Annotated in this window: 14 protein-coding genes; 6 read left to right on the forward strand and 8 right to left on the reverse strand. The window is 61.8% G+C overall.

Annotation, left to right across the window (positions count from 1 at the left end):
- Positions 1 to 7: 7 nt before the first annotated feature.
- Positions 8 to 1,441, reverse strand: a complete 1,434-nt coding sequence (locus tag BCF46_RS08880; protein WP_121023416.1) for an FAD-linked oxidase C-terminal domain-containing protein — start codon at positions 1,439 to 1,441, stop codon at positions 8 to 10.
- Between the two features lie 92 nt (positions 1,442 to 1,533).
- Between BCF46_RS08880 and BCF46_RS08885 the strand changes: the two genes are divergently transcribed.
- From BCF46_RS08885 to BCF46_RS19940, 4 genes are read left to right on the forward strand one after another with little or no spacing between them, the layout of a single operon-like run.
- Positions 1,534 to 2,256, forward strand: coding sequence for a DUF599 domain-containing protein (locus BCF46_RS08885; protein ID WP_121023418.1), 723 nt, complete (start codon positions 1,534 to 1,536; stop codon positions 2,254 to 2,256).
- A 3-nt stretch (positions 2,257 to 2,259) separates the two neighbouring features.
- Entirely contained in the window at positions 2,260 to 2,619 is a 360-nt protein-coding gene (locus BCF46_RS08890) for a hypothetical protein (RefSeq protein WP_121023420.1), read from the forward strand.
- Entirely contained in the window at positions 2,616 to 3,110 is a 495-nt protein-coding gene (locus BCF46_RS08895) for a DUF4344 domain-containing metallopeptidase (RefSeq protein ID WP_245989935.1), read from the forward strand. The genes BCF46_RS08890 and BCF46_RS08895 overlap by 4 nt, the downstream gene beginning before the upstream one ends.
- A 41-nt stretch (positions 3,111 to 3,151) precedes the next feature.
- Complete coding sequence (locus BCF46_RS19940) at positions 3,152 to 3,331, forward strand: DUF4344 domain-containing metallopeptidase (protein WP_245989937.1); 180 nt, start codon at positions 3,152 to 3,154, stop codon at positions 3,329 to 3,331.
- On the opposite strand, the gene BCF46_RS08900 is transcribed toward BCF46_RS19940, so the two are convergent.
- From BCF46_RS08900 to BCF46_RS08915, 4 genes are read right to left on the reverse strand one after another with little or no spacing between them, the layout of a single operon-like run.
- Positions 3,328 to 5,427, reverse strand: a complete 2,100-nt coding sequence (locus BCF46_RS08900) for a hypothetical protein (RefSeq protein ID WP_245989961.1) — start codon at positions 5,425 to 5,427, stop codon at positions 3,328 to 3,330. The two genes, BCF46_RS19940 and BCF46_RS08900, sit on opposite strands and share 4 nt — an antisense overlap.
- Positions 5,393 to 8,137, reverse strand: coding sequence for a DUF4159 domain-containing protein (locus tag BCF46_RS08905; RefSeq protein ID WP_121023424.1), 2,745 nt, complete (start codon positions 8,135 to 8,137; stop codon positions 5,393 to 5,395). The genes BCF46_RS08900 and BCF46_RS08905 overlap by 35 nt, the downstream gene beginning before the upstream one ends.
- Positions 8,134 to 9,039: a DUF58 domain-containing protein gene (locus tag BCF46_RS08910; RefSeq protein ID WP_121023426.1), complete on the reverse strand. Its 906-nt coding sequence runs from the start codon at positions 9,037 to 9,039 to the stop codon at positions 8,134 to 8,136. The genes BCF46_RS08905 and BCF46_RS08910 overlap by 4 nt, the downstream gene beginning before the upstream one ends.
- Positions 9,036 to 10,043, reverse strand: coding sequence for an AAA family ATPase (locus BCF46_RS08915; protein WP_121023428.1), 1,008 nt, complete (start codon positions 10,041 to 10,043; stop codon positions 9,036 to 9,038). Before BCF46_RS08915 ends, BCF46_RS08910 begins: the two co-directional genes overlap by 4 nt.
- A gap of 66 nt (positions 10,044 to 10,109) precedes the next feature.
- On the opposite strand from BCF46_RS08915, the gene BCF46_RS08920 reads away from it, so the two are divergent.
- Together BCF46_RS08920 and BCF46_RS08925 are read left to right on the forward strand one after the other, a co-directional pair.
- Positions 10,110 to 10,697 carry a DUF1285 domain-containing protein gene (locus BCF46_RS08920; protein WP_121023430.1) on the forward strand — a complete coding sequence of 196 codons (588 nt, stop codon included), beginning with the start codon at positions 10,110 to 10,112 and terminating at the stop codon, positions 10,695 to 10,697.
- A 157-nt stretch (positions 10,698 to 10,854) separates the two neighbouring features.
- Positions 10,855 to 11,130, forward strand: coding sequence for a DUF2798 domain-containing protein (locus tag BCF46_RS08925; RefSeq protein ID WP_121023432.1), 276 nt, complete (start codon positions 10,855 to 10,857; stop codon positions 11,128 to 11,130).
- On the opposite strand, the gene BCF46_RS08930 is transcribed toward BCF46_RS08925, so the two are convergent.
- From BCF46_RS08930 to BCF46_RS08940, 3 genes are read right to left on the reverse strand one after another with little or no spacing between them, the layout of a single operon-like run.
- Positions 11,120 to 11,629 (reverse strand): GNAT family N-acetyltransferase, encoded by a 510-nt coding sequence (locus BCF46_RS08930; protein ID WP_170157904.1) that lies wholly within the window; start codon positions 11,627 to 11,629, stop codon positions 11,120 to 11,122. The genes BCF46_RS08925 and BCF46_RS08930 overlap by 11 nt on opposite strands.
- Positions 11,626 to 14,412 (reverse strand): DNA polymerase I, encoded by a 2,787-nt coding sequence (polA, locus tag BCF46_RS08935; protein WP_121023434.1) that lies wholly within the window; start codon positions 14,410 to 14,412, stop codon positions 11,626 to 11,628. Before polA ends, BCF46_RS08930 begins: the two co-directional genes overlap by 4 nt.
- The gene (locus BCF46_RS08940; protein WP_073145345.1) at positions 14,412 to 14,591 is read right to left on the reverse strand and encodes a zinc-finger domain-containing protein; all 180 of its coding nucleotides are present in this window, start codon (positions 14,589 to 14,591) and stop codon (positions 14,412 to 14,414) included. Before BCF46_RS08940 ends, polA begins: the two co-directional genes overlap by 1 nt.
- Positions 14,592 to 14,623: the final 32 nt, after the last annotated feature.

Genomic DNA, 14,623 nt, shown 5'->3' on the forward strand with positions numbered 1-14,623 from the left:
GGCGGTTTCAGCCTGCGCGTCGGGTCTCGGTTACGCTCAGCGGGAAGACCTTGGCGGGGTTCAGCAGCCATTTCGGATCAAACACATCCTTGACCTTCATCTGCGCCTCCATGTCTTCGGGCGCAAACTGATCGAACATCAGATCGCGTTTCTCGATGCCCACGCCATGCTCGCCGGTCAGACAACCGCCGACTTCCACGCAAAGCCGCAAAATGTCGGCGCCCATTGCCTCACACAGCTCCAGATCACCTTCCTTGTTGGCGTCAAACAGGATCAGCGGATGCATGTTGCCGTCACCCGCGTGGAACACGTTTCCGACATCCAGTCCGTATTGCTTGGACAACTCACCGATGCGTTTGAGCACATAAGGAAGCTCTGACACCGGAATTGTGCCATCAAGGCACATGTAGTCGTTGATCTGCCCCATCGCCCCGAAAGCGGATTTGCGGCCCAGCCATATCTTGGCGCTTTCCTCGGCCGAGGTGCTTTCGCGCAGCTCAACCGGATTGTGACGACGCGCGATTTCCATGATCTTGCCCAACTGCTCGTCGATCTCGCCCGGGGAGCCTTCGACCTCCACGATCAGCAGCGCCTCGCAATCCGGGTAGCCTGCACCTGCGAACGCCTCGGTGGCACGAATAACCGGACGGTCCATGAATTCAATCGCGACCGGCAAAACGCCCGCCTTGATGATATCAGCGACGCACGCGCCCGCGACCTCGTTATCGTCAAAGCCCATCAGCACGGGCCGCGCACCTTCAGGCTTGCGCAGGATGCGTAAGGTGGCTTCGGTCACCACGCCCATTTGACCCTCGGAACCACAGGTCAGGCCCAGCAGATCGTAGCCGCCTGAATCCAGATGCGCGCCGCCAATCTCGACGATTGTGCCATCCATCTGCACCATGGTCACGCCCAGCAGGTTGTTGGTGGTCACACCGTATTTCAGGCAATGCGCCCCGCCGGAATTCATCGCGATATTGCCCGCAATGGCGCAGGCTAGCTGCGAGGATGGATCGGGCGCGTAAAAGAAATCGTTTTCTTCGACCGCGCCTGTCACCGACAGGTTGGTGCGGCCGCTTTGGACACGGATGTAGCGGTCATCATAGTTGGTTTCGAGAACGTCATTGAGTTTGGCGACCCCGAGGATCACGCAATCTGCTGTGGGCAGCGCGCCCCCTGCCAGTGATGTACCAGAGCCGCGCGGGACCACGGGGACGCCTTCCTCAAAGCAAATCTTCAGAACGGCTGCGACCTCTTCGGTCGACGCGGGCAGCACCGCGCAAAGGGGCGGGCATTTATAGGCCGTCAAGGCATCGCACTCGTAGGCACGGGTTTGGACCTCGTCATGGATGACCGCCTCAAACGGCAACACGGATTGCAGGCGCTCTACCAGCTTTGCCTTCATAGCCATGATTTTCACATCTGGAGCAGGCATTTCCATCGGTTATCCTCCTGTAGTCACGCCAATTGGTAAAAACATATTACCAATTTAGCCATATAGCAAGTCTTATGAATCGCGAGTAGCATTGCCCGATGACTATACTCGACCGCCTGTCCCTACTGACACTTCTCGATGCCGGCGCGCTTGCGCTGGTCGTATTTTGCTGGATTGTCATGAGCTGGTGGATCGAGCATCCAAGTGCGCGCCACCCGTCGGTTACCGTTATCATGGTGGAATATCGCCGCGAATGGATGCGTCAGTTGGTGACCCGCGATCCGCGAATCTTCGATGCTGCGATTCTGACCAATCTGCGACAAGGCACAGCATTTTTCGCCTCAGGCTGCATGATCGCCATTGGCGGCGTGTTGGCAATGATTGGCAATGCCGAGCAAATCCAGATGGTGGCGTCGGATCTCACGTCGGAATCCGTTCCCAGCATCGTTTGGCAGATGAAACTCCTGGTTGTGGCGCTCTTTCTGACCCACGGATTTTTGAAATTCGTATGGGCCAACCGCCTGTTCGGCTATTGCGCAGTGGTTATGGCCGCCGTGCCGAATGATATGACCGAGCCGACTGCCTACCCGCGCGCCGCCCAAGCAGGTGAGATCAACATTCGCGCCGCATGGAACTTCAACCGCGGGTTGCGAGCCATCTACTACTCGCTCAGCACACTTGTGTGGCTTTTGGGACCCATCCCCTTGATTATCGCCACAGCCGCAGTCACATTCATCATCTGGCAGCGCGAATTTTCGTCGTTGCCACGTACTATTCTGGAAGACGGCCCAGCTATGCCAGCCGCCACCAAGGAGACCTGAACCATGAGACCTCTATACGTTTCCGCATTTGCGGCGTTTGTTCTCGCCTCGCCTGTTCTGGCGGACCAAGCACAGGTCAAACGTGTCACTGCGCGTCAGGCCGGCGGGGGCTGGACCTTTGACGTCACCATCAGCCATCCGGATACCGGCTGGGACCACTATGCCGACGGTTGGTCCGTAAGCACACCCGACGGCACCGAGTTGGGGTTTCGCAAACTGGCCCACCCACACGAGACCGAGCAACCGTTCACCCGGTCTTTGTCCGGTGTGACTGTGCCAAGCGGCGTCAACGAGGTGATCATCCGCGCCCGTGACAGCGTGCATGGCTGGTCGGATCAGGCTTATACCGTAAAACTTAAATGAAGTGGCCCCTTGCGGCAGCACTATGCCTGCCCCAGCCTGCTCTCGCGGATCAAACCGCATTCGTAGAAGCCAATCTTCTGTCGATATTCTACCATGAAATGGGTCACGCCGTGATCGACCTCATGGAGGTTCCGATCTACGGCCAGGAGGAAGACGCCGCCGACACCATGGCGGTGTTGCTGATTGATGCGCTGTATGAAGAAGACGCCGCACAAGCCATCGCTTACGACAGCGCGTTTGGCTACATCAATGACCCCGATGGGATAGAAGATGTCCCCTACTGGGATTTGCACGGCCCGGATGAGCAGCGCTACTACAACCATGTTTGCCTATTCTACGGGGCAGACATCCACGCGCGGGAAGAACTGGCAGACGACCTTGGACTGCCACCAGAGCGCGCTGAAAGCTGCGAAGACGAATACGAGCAGGCCATCGCAAGCTGGGGCAAATATTTGAAGAGATCGACGGCGGCGGTGAGAGCTTCACCTTAGCCCCAAGCAACGGGGACGAGCCTGCCGCGATCCGCTCGCTTATGGAAACCGAAGTCGCTGCGATTAACAAAGACTTCATCCTGCCCCAGCCTGTGGAAGTGCGCATAGAGCGCTGCGACGAGGCCAACGCCTTTTATGACCCCGAGAGTGTCTCCATCACCTTATGCACGGAATTTGTGGGCCATCTCGAGGATTTGTACCAGACGCTCGAACTGCCCTAACGGCGGCCTTCTCGCAGCCACGCGCCTACGGTCAGCACCATTGCCAGCAACAAGAACAACCAAGGCGAGACCAAGGGCGTCACCGTCACGTTTGTCGTGAGGTACGCGTTGCGGGGGGTCAGGCCGATCCAGCCACGGCCCGCCGCGTTACGCCCCTCGCCGACCATGCGCAGGTTGGGGATACCGTCCTCCAGCCGCAGAATGCCACCACGGGTCGCATCGACCAAATCTTCCAGCTTGTCACCGGACGCAATCGTCTCGATGAATTCGCGTGGGGCAGCTGGCCCCAAGGCGACGACGCTTTCCTGATCGCCTTCCTTCAGGCGATAGAGACCGGGTTCCGGCCCCTCAAACGTCGCGGTAAAGCGACCGGGACTGGTCTCCTCAAGCGGCAGCATTGTGACGGTTCCGTCTGGCGCAGTGATTTCCAACTCGCCGATTTCGAGTTCCAAAGTGCGGCGCGTGAGGCTCATAGTCTGGCCTTCGGCAATCGCGGTCAGGGCCTCCTCTTCAAGGTCGGGTTCCTTCATCATCCAATGCGCAAGGCGGCGCAGCAATTCGAGTTGCGGCCCGCCGCCCTCGAACCCGCGATGCCACAGCCACGCCTGATCCGACGCCATCAGCGCGATGCGCCCCTCGCCCACGCGGTCCAGCGTCAGCAGCGGGCGCTCTTCGATGCCGGTCATAACGGTCTGGCCTTGAAGCGGCTTTACCTCGATCTGCCGCATCCAGCGACCCCAACCGGGGATGCCGTCGACGGTCGGATTGGGTGCGAATTTCTCCAAGCCTTCGGTGACGGGATGGCGTGCACCAAGCTCGGAAATCAGCGGCGTGAAGCCCTGATCCAGCACCCGCGCGGTCGGCTCGGCTGGCATGATGTCCCCCAAGGGCGAGCGGTAGATGCTGTCGGCAGAGGCGAAATCGGGACCAGCGGCAACCAGCACGGCACCGCCTTTTTCCACGTATTGACGGATGCTGTCAAAATAGAGCGCGGGCAGGATGCCACGGCGTTTGTAGCGGTCGAAGATGATCAGGTCGAACTCGTCGACCTTCTCTAGAAACAACTCGCGGGTCGGGAAGGCGATCAGGGATAATTCGGACACCGGCACGCCGTCCTGCTTTTCGGGCGGGCGCAGGATGGTGAAGTGGACGAGGTCCACGGCGCTGTCGGATTTCAGCAGGTTGCGCCACGTGCGCTCGCCTGCGTGCGGCTCGCCGGAAACCAAGAGCACGCGCAGGCGGTCGCGGACGCCGTTGATCTGCACGACGGCGGAGTTGTTGCGGTCGGTCAGCTCGGTCTCGTCAGCGGCGACGTTGAATTGCAGCACGTTCATACCGCCGTGTGGCAACGTCAGGGGCAGTTGCAGATCCTCGCCCGTGGGGACTTGAAATGTCTGCGCCTCCGCCCCGTCGATGACGATAGACAGGCTAGCTTGTTCTGGGATGTCACGCGGCGCCGCACCTTGGTCCTCTATGCGCAGAGTAAGGGTGATTTCCTCGTCGAGAATGGCGAAGGCAGGGGCGTTCTTGACGATCAGGCGGCGGTCCCAGTCGGTGCTGCGACCCGTGAGCAGCGTATGCAGCGGGGCCTCCAGCGTGGGCGCACGCTGAGCGTCGTGCAATTGACCATCGGTCAGAAGGATAGTGCCCGCGATGCGCGATTTCGGCTCCTCGGAGAGGGTGTCTTTGAGGGCAGTCATCAGCTCTGTGCCCGCGTCGCCCTGCCCGTCCGGCACGGTGACCGTGCGCAACTCCATCCCGCGCGAGGTGAGGTCGGTGGTCAGCGCCTCCACCGCTTGCGCGGTCTGGCTTTCGCGGTCGGACAGGCGTTGCGAGGCGCTTTCATCGACAACCATCACCACGATGTCGGACAACGGATCGCGCTCCTCGTCCTGCAAGGACGGGTTTGCGAGGGCCAGCAGCAGCACCGCCATTGCGGGGGCGCGAAGCCACCAGCCGCCCAAGCCGCGCCAGATGGCGAGGATGGCGAAAAGCGCTGCGATCGCGGCGGCAACGTAGAGGGCGGGCCATGGCACAAGAGGGGAGAAAATCACGTCCATCTCAGTTCCCCAACCTTTCCAAAAGGGCAGGAACATGGACCTGATCGGATTTGTAATTGCCGGTCAGCACATGCATCACCACGTTGACGCCAAAGCGGATGGCCAACTCGCGCTGACGCTCTCCGGCGAAACCTCGGCCCACCGGATAGCGGGGATTGCCGCGGTCGTCGCGCGCCCATGCAGCGGCCCAGTCGTTGCCGCCAATCAGCACAGGGGTCACGCCGTCGTTGAGGTCGCGGAAGGGCAAACCGTCGACGACCTCCGCATCGGCTGGGGCGGCCTCGACCCAGATATCGCGGGAGGTGAAGCGACCGGGGAAGTCTTGCAGCAGGTAGAATGTGCGGGTCAGGACATGGTCTTGCGGGATCGGCTCAAGTGCTGGAATGTCCAACGGCGCGGCCAAAGCCTGCAACTTGCGTCCTTGCGGGGTAGACGTTCCGAAGCCCCCGATATTGCCGTCGCGGGTGTCGAACAGGATCATCCCGCCGGTGCGCAGGTAGCGGTTCAACTTGGCGTAGGCGTCTGGCGACGGGGTGGGCTGGCTTTCGGTGATCGGCCAGTACAGGATGGGGAAGAAGGCAAGCTCGTCCGTTTCCAGATCGACGGCGATGGGGTCCGCAGGTTCGACCGAGGTGCGACGGAACAAGCTAACCGACAGGCCTTTCAGCCCTTCGTTCGAAAGGCGATCCAGCCCCCTGTCGCCGGTTTTGACATAGGCCAAGGCGACCTCGGAGGTGGCTTTCAGCGCGCGGGCGTCGTCTTGAGCGCGGGATTGTTGCGGCAGTGTTGAAACTGCAATTAGGACCAGCGCGGTGGTGGCCGCGCCGCGCAGTTTGCCGGACAGCGCCAGTGACGCGATAATGTCGATCAGCAGCAACGCAAGCGCCAACGACAGGAGCGCGCCCATTAGCGGGGTTTCCTGTGCGACGACGATGCCCTCGACTTTGGTGCCAGCGGGCCATGCGGAGGGCGCGAGCGATGCTTCGGCAGGTAGGACGTTCAGCGCGATGCGGCGATCCTCGCCTGCATAAAGACCGGGCGGCAAGTCAGGGCCGATGGGGTCTTCGGCGATGACCTCTCCCGCCACACCTGCCAGATTGCCCGCGTCACGGACCACGCCGAACGCGTCCAGCGTTTCTTCGGGGACCCATGTTGTGCCTGCCAGATCCTCGGCGGCGACTTCAGCTGGGCGGGTGGAGATTGCGAGGCGCTCCAGCATTTGCACGAACAAACCGGACAACGGCAGGGTGGACCATTCGGCGTTGGCGGTGACGTGGAACAGGATGATCTGCCCGTCGCCCAACGGCTTGCGGGTGACCAGCGGCGTGCCATCGGTCAGCGACGCGATGGTGCGCTCGGCCAGATCGGGGTCAGGCTGCGCCATCACTTGCGAGCTGACTTGAACGTCATCGGGAATGTTCAGGCCGAAGAACGGACTGTCGCGGGTGAACGCGCGCAGGGCTTTCGGCTCGCCCCATGACATGGCCCCACCGATGCTGCGGCCGCCCGCGCGCAGGCGCACAGGCATCAGCGGGTCGTTGCTTTCGATGTCAGCGGCGGCGGTGCGGGGGCCTGCGAAGCGGACCAGCATGCCGCCCTCGTCGGTCCAGTCCAGAAGGTCGTCGCGCTCGGCGCCGGAAACGGTGGCGATATCGGCCAACACCAGCACGTCAGGACTGGCGAGCAACATGTCCTGCAACGCGCCTTCGATCAGGTCGGCGGTCGGTACCAGCGCCTTGTTGAGATAGTAAAGCGGCGACAGCAGGTCCTGCGCCTCTTGATCGTTGCGGGCTGACAGAAGCCCCACTTCACGGCGTTTCAGGGCGTCGTCGGTGAGCGTCACAGCACCTGCGGAACGGGCGCCTTGCACCTCGAACCGGTTGACGCGGTTGCGCAGTTCAGTGGGCAGATCGAGCAGGATTTCCGCCTGATCCGCACCGATGGTGAAGGAGGCGGTGGCGGTGGCCAATTCCTGCTCCGTCCCGTTCGGGTCGGGGCCGATGGCGGATATGGTGATGTCGCGGGCGTTGGCGGCAGGGCTGCGCAACGCGGTGACCGAGATGCGACCGTCTTTGAACACGGCGGGTGTCAGGGCGTAGACGGGGCGCGGGGTCTCGATGACGGTGACTGTGCCGTTGTCGTTGAACGTCGCCAGCAGGTCGGCTCGGCTGTCTCGGGCGAGGCCATCCGAGAACCAGATCGTCTCAAACGCGGTGTCGCCAAGGCGGGTTTGCCAGACGGCGAGCGTGTCCGCATCCGGCTCCCATGCGCGGGGTTGAACCCCAGCGAGCGTTGCGGCGACGGTGTCTGCGGACTGGAAGGTTAGCTCGCCTGCGGGCGGGTCGGACAGCACGGCGATGGCGGCGGGACGGCCTTCGCGAGCGGCTTCGGCCAGCAGTTCCTCGACGCGGGCAGTGCGGGCGGGCCAGTCGCGGGCGCTGGCCCAAGAGCCGTCCATTGCGATCAACAGCGGGCCGGACCCTGCGCGGTCTTCTTCGGGGTTCAGGACGGGGCCTGCGAAGCCGATGATAAACGCCGCGACGGCGAGCATACGCAGCAGCAGCAACCACCACGGGGTCGTGTCGGTTTGGGTCTCGTCGTCGTTCAGGCCCAGCAGCAGCGCGATGCCCGGAAAGCGGCGCTTGATCGGTGCAGGCGGCACCGCGCGCAGCAGCCACCACAGGATCGGCAGGATCGCGAGGGCAGCCAGCAAAATTGGCGTAGTGAAGGCGAGGTTGGCGATCATGATGCCCCCCGCTCCAGCGATTGGTAGAGCCACAGCAGCGCCTTGACCGCCGGATCATTGGTGTGATGGCACATGTAGCGCCAGCCGGTTTTGCGGGCCAAGTCCTGCAATTGCGCTTTGCGCGCGGCGAGGCGGTCAAGGTAGGCGTCGCGCAGGGAATTAGCCTTCAAGGTCTCGAACTTAATCGCACCCGACATGCTCTCGAACACGGTGCGGCCGTCATAGGGGAACGCTTCCTCGTCGGGATCGAGTATTTGGACCAACGCACCGCGTACACCGTGATCGGTGGCGGAGGTCAACGCTTCCGCGACCTTGGACGGGTCGCCCAGAAAGTCGGAGATGAACACCGCGCGCGAACCAGCAGGCAGGATGCGGGCGTTGGGCGTGCCGTAGTCGGCCTCGCCCTGCGCGTTCATCAAATGGCGGGCGACGCGGGTAAGTTGCTCCTCGCCCCTGCGCGGCGGGGTGCCGCGATCCGCAAGGCCGAAACGCTCGCCGCCCTTGTTCAACAGCACGCAGAGCGCCATGGCAATGACGCGGGCGCGGTGGCCTTTGGCGGGGCGGTCCTTGCCGCCTGTGAACGACATCGACATAGCGTCGTCGACCCAAAGCATCACCGATTGTGCGGCTTGCCATTCCTTCTGGCGTACAAAAGTCGCGTCGGAGCGACCGGAACGGCGCCAGTCAATATCACGCAGCCCGTCGCCATGTTGCGAGGGGCGGTATTGCCAGAACTCGTCGCCCATGCCCGCGCGTTTGCGGCCATGCTCCCCCAAAAGAACCGTCGACGCCAAATGGTCCGCCTGCGCCAGAAGCGCGGGGAACGCGCTGGCATGCGCCTCAGCACGGTGCCGGAGGCTGGCGGGTGTGGACGCCGGATCGTTGGGGGAAGGCTGGGTCACGCGGCGGCTTTCCGTTGACCTGTTTGGGCAGCAACATCCGCGATGACGTCAGACAAAACGCGGCCTTCGGCGCGGGCGGCGAAGCTGAGGGCCATGCGGTGCGACAGGACCGGATCGGCCAGTGCCAGCACGTCGTCGGAGGATGGCGCAAGGCGACCTTGCAGCAAAGCGCGGGCGCGGACGGTGAGCATTAAAGCTTGCGCAGCGCGGGGACCGGGGCCCCATGAGACGGTTTCGCGGACAAGGTCAGTGGCTTCCGCCTCGTCAGGGCGGCAGGCGCGGACGAGGTCGAGGATGTGTTCGACCACCGCGTCGCCCACCGGCATGCGGCGCACGAGGGTTTGCGCGGCGATCAACTCCTCGCCGGTGAACACGGCGGTCGATTTGGCGGATGCGATGCCTGTGGTGGCCAGCAGGATATCGCGTTCTGTGGCACGGTCGGGATAGTCGACGTTGATTTGCAATAGGAAACGGTCAAGCTGGGCCTCTGGCAACGGATAGGTACCTTCCTGTTCCAGCGGATTCTGGGTCGCCAGAACATGGAACGGCGCGGGCAAGGCGTGGTCGGTACCTGCCACGGTGACGGAGCGTTCCTGCATCGCCTGCAACAATGCGGACTGTGTGCGAGGCGAGGCGCGGTTGATCTCGTCGGCCATCAGCAGTTGCGCAAAAATCGGGCCTTCGATGTAGCGGAAAGCGCGGGTGCCGTCGTCGGCGGTCTCCAACACCTCGGAGCCGATGATATCGGCGGGCATCAGGTCGGGCGTGAACTGCACACGGTTGGCACTTAGGCCCATCACGGTGGACAGCGTGTCCACCAGCAGCGTTTTGCCCAAGCCCGGCAGGCCCATCAGCAACGCATGACCACCGGACAGCATGGCGACCAGCGAAAGGTCCACCACATCTTGCTGGCCGATGATCTGCTGCCCGATACTTGCGCGGGCCGCATCAAGCTTCTCCACGAGGGTTTCAATATCTTTTACCATTTCTTGCGCGTCGGCCATGTGACAACTCCCTCGGGGCGGCTATACTCAATGTAGGTATAAAGGCAGATATGACGGAATAAGAGAATGGCAAAAGAAACCGATGCACAAAAGGTTGAGGTGCCTTCGGCGGAAAGCATCGCAGCCGCTGCGCAAGAAGGTGCCAAAGGCGGAATGCCGCCAGTAGACAAGTGGAACCCGCCGTTCTGCGGCGATCTGGATATGCGCATCGCGCGGGACGGGACGTGGTTCTATTTGGGGACGCCCATCGGACGGCCGGGCTTGGTGAAGCTGTTTTCGTCTATCATTCGCAAGGACGGGGATGATTACTTCCTTGTGACCCCCGTCGAGAAGGTCGGCATCACGGTGGATGACGCGCCCTTCGTGGCGCTGGATTTCAACGTCACCGAAGAGGCTGAGGACCAAAAGCTGCATTTCGAGACCCATGTGGGCGACACCTTCGTCGCCGGACCTGAGCATTCGATCCGCGTGGCCTATGATGATGACGGGGAGCCGTCACCTTATGTGCTGGTGCGGCGCAATCTGGAGGCGTTGATTGATCGCAAAAGCTTCTATCGGCTGGTTGATCTGGGCGTTCATCGCGATGGTTGGTTCGGCGTGTGGTCGGACGGTGAATTTTTCCCGATAATCCGCTCCGAGGCGCTGGAAACCTAGTCACACACGTGTGATCGCGCATATCCTTACCCTGCGTTTCAAAGGCTTACGGGCCTTAACGCGCACAGGCGCACACTGGACGTGCGTTTGCACGCTATTTCGACGCGCGCCAGCCAGCTACTGTTTTCAATATATACACCTCGCCAAAGGCCCCACTATGACCCGCTCCCTGTTGGCTCATTTGCTTTTCAGCGCCGTTACGTCGGCTTTGATGTCCTCGCTGGTCTGCGGGGTCGCGACCTATCGCATGGTTGGCGCGTCCGCTGCCTTCATGCATGTCTGGTCAGGAGCATGGTTTTTCGCGTGGCCAATCGCGTTTGTCGTGCTTGTCAGCATAGGGCCATTGGTGCGGAAAACTGTGTATCGCGGCTGCAAATGCCCGATGGCCGTGCCAGTGGATCAGGCAGAGGAACCGAACCGCATCACCCGCTAAACGCGGGATGGAATCGCACCTCTCCCACCGGGTCCGGCCCTGCGAAGCGCAGCACTTGGATGAAGCGACTTTGCTCACCCTGATAAGTCAACGCAGGGGTGTTTACGAAACCGAAGCGGCTGTAATAGTTCGGGTCACCCGCCAGCACGCAACCTTGTGCGCCGTCGCGCTGCAAATGGGCGAGGCCGTCTTGAATGAGCTGACTGCCAATCCCGTGCCCTTGGCGATCTGCCCGCACGGCAATCGGGCCAAGCGCGAACCACCCCGGAAGCGCCCCAACCGCCGCGGGTGAGAACGCGACATGACCGACGATTTCACCGTGCTCTGTTGCGACGGTGGACAGCGTCAATGCCGAGGCCGTCCGCAATGCGTCAATCAGTGCGCCTTCCGTTCCGTCGCTGAAAGCCTTCGGGCGAAATGCCTCCTCGGTCAGGATGCGGATGGTTTGCGCGTCATCGGACCGCTCAGGCCGCAAGGTTACGTCTGCAAGCCCGCTCAATGCGCCTCGGCCCAGTTCGCGCCCTGCCCCGCATCAACGACCAGCGGCACGTCGAACTTCACCGCAGGGTCAGAGGCGTTTTCCATGATACCGCGCACGACTTCGATGGTTTGATCGACCGCACCTTCCGGCACCTCGAAGATCAGTTCGTCATGCACCTGTAGCAGCATTTTGCAGGGCAAATCCTTGATCGCGTCCGGCATCTGGATCATTGCACGACGGATCACGTCAGCCGCAGTGCCTTGTATCGGCGCGTTGATCGCCGCGCGCTTGGAGAAGCCCGCACCCGGTCCCTTGGCGTTGATTTCCGGCGTGTTGATTTTGCGACCGAACAGCGTCTGGACGTAGCCGTGGTCTTTGGCGAACTGGATGGTCTCGTCCATATAGGTGCGAATGCCGGGGAAGCGCTCGAAGTAGCGGTCGATGAAGCCCTGCGCCTCGGCCCGCGGGATGCGCAGGTTGCGGGCCAGCCCGAAGCCGGAGATGCCGTAGATCACCCCGAAATTGATCGCCTTGGCCTTGCGGCGCACGTCTGGGGTCATCTCGTCCAGTGGCACGTCGAACATCTCCGACGCGGTCATCGCGTGGATGTCTTGGCCGTCTTTGAAGGCCTGTTTCAGCGCATCGATGCCCGCGACATGGGCGAGGATGCGCAGTTCGATCTGGGAATAGTCGAGCGAAACAAGCACATTGCCCTGCTCGGCCACGAACGCCTCGCGGATGCGGCGGCCTTCCTCGGAGCGGACGGGGATGTTTTGCAGGTTCGGGTCGGTCGAGGCGAGACGGCCGGTATTGGCCCCCGCGATAGAATAGCTTGTGTGGACCCTGCCGGTGTCGGCGTTGATGTGGGTTTGCAGCGCGTCGGTGTAGGTCGATTTCAGCTTCGAGAGCTGCCGCCAGTCCAGTACCTTGCCCGGCAGCTCGTGCTCGGTCGCAAGGTCTTCGAGGATATCGACGCCGGTGGAATAGGCCCCCGTCTTGCCCTTTTTGCCGCCTGGAAGTTCCAGCTTATCGAACAGGATCTCACCCAGCTGCTTGGGCGAGCCTACGTTGAAGTCCTGCCCTGCAAGTTCGTGAATCTCGGCCTCAAGCCCCGCCATTTTCTGCGCGAACGCGTTGGACATTCGGCTGAGCGTGTCGCGGTCGACTTTGACGCCGTTCCGCTCCATCTGCGCCAGCACGGGAACCAAGGGGCGCTCCAGCGTCTCATAGACTGTGGTGACGCCCTTCTCGTGCAGTTGCGGCTTCAATACCTGCCACAGGCGTAAGGTGATATCGGCGTCTTCGGCAGCGTAAGGCGTCGCCTCGTCAATCGGTACGCGGTCAAATGTGATCTGGCTTTTGCCCGTGCCCAGCAGCGATTTGATCGGGATCGGCGTGTGGCCAAGATAGCGCTCCGACAGCGCGTCCATGCCGTGATTGTGCAGGCCCGCGTGCTGCGCGTAACTGATCAGCATGGTATCGTCGAACGGTGCCACGTTCACACCGTAGCGGTGGAAAATCTTGGCGTCGTATTTCATGTTCTGACCGATTTTGAGGATGCTTTCGTCCTCCAGCATCGGCTTGAGCAGGTCGAGCGCCTCTTGCAGCGGCATCTGCCCTTCCGCAGGTGCGTCAGAGCCGAACAGGTCGTCGCTGCCGTCTTTGTGGGCCAGCGGGATGTAGCAGGCATGACCCGCGTTCACGCAGAGCGAAATGCCGACGAGATCGACGATCATTTCGTTCAGGCCGGTGGTTTCGGTGTCGACGGCGACATGGCCATGCTCGTAAGTCAGGTCGATCCACTTTTGCAGGGCGCCCGCGTCGCGCACGGTTTCGTAGGTCGCGTCCTTCAGATCGGGCATTTCCGGCGCGTCAGCGGCGGGCGGGGCGACGTCTTCGATGACAGGGGCTTCCGCGCCGAGTTTTTCAGCAATGCGCTTGGACAGCGTGCGGAATTCCATTTCAGCGAGGAAGCTCAGCAGTCTGTCAGGATCAGGCTCGCGGACCTCCAGATCGTCGATCGAGAATGTCAGCGGTGTGTTTTCGTCCAACTGCACGAGGCGTTTGGACAGCTCGATCTGCGCGCGGTGCTCGATCAGGGTTTGGCGGCGCTTGGGTTGTTTGATTTCCTCGGCACGGTCGAGCAGTTCTTCCAGCGTGCCGTATTCGTTGATCAACAGCGCCGCCGTCTTGACGCCAATGCCCGGCGCACCCGGCACGTTGTCGACGCTGTCGCCGGCAAGTGCCTGCACATCGACCACACGGTTCGGGCCGACACCGAATTTCTCCTCGACGCCCTCGACGTCGATCACTTTGTTCTTCATGGCGTCGAGCATTTCGACGCCGCCGCCGACCAGCTGCATCAAGTCCTTATCGCTGGAAATGATGGTGCAGCGGCCACCGAGTTCGCGCGCTTGCACGGCCAGCGTCGCAATGATGTCGTCGGCTTCGTAGCCTTCCATCTCCTCACAAGCGATGTTGAAGGCAATCGTCGCTTCGCGGGTCAGCGGCATCTGCGGGCGCAAATCCTCGGGCATGGCCTCGCGGTTGGCTTTGTAGAGGTCGTACATATCGTTGCGGAACGTATGCGATCCCTTGTCGAAAATCACCGCCACATGGGTCGGCGCGTCGGAGCCGTTGTTACCCTCGACATAGCGCTGGAGCATGTTGCAAAAGCCCGCGACCGCCCCGATGGGCAACCCGTCGGATTTACGCGTGAGCGGTGGCAGGGCATGGTAGGCGCGGAAGATGAAGGCAGAGCCGTCGATCAGGTGCAGATGGCAGCCCTTGCCAAACGCCACTAGACCTTGCCCTCAAAATCCTTGTGGACGATCTTTTTGTCGCAATAGGGGCATTCCACGAAGCCGGTATCGGCAGGGATTTGCAGCCAGACGCGCGGGTGGCCCAATGCCCCTTCGCCGCCGTCACACGCGATGCGCATGGTGTCCACAATTTCGATCTCAGGGGCAGCAGTGGCCATGGTGTATCGTCCCGTTTCAAGAGTAAATCAGA

The sequence above is a fragment of the Litoreibacter meonggei genome (genome assembly GCF_003663885.1).
GTDB classification, from domain to species: Bacteria; Pseudomonadota; Alphaproteobacteria; order Rhodobacterales; family Rhodobacteraceae; genus Litoreibacter; species Litoreibacter meonggei.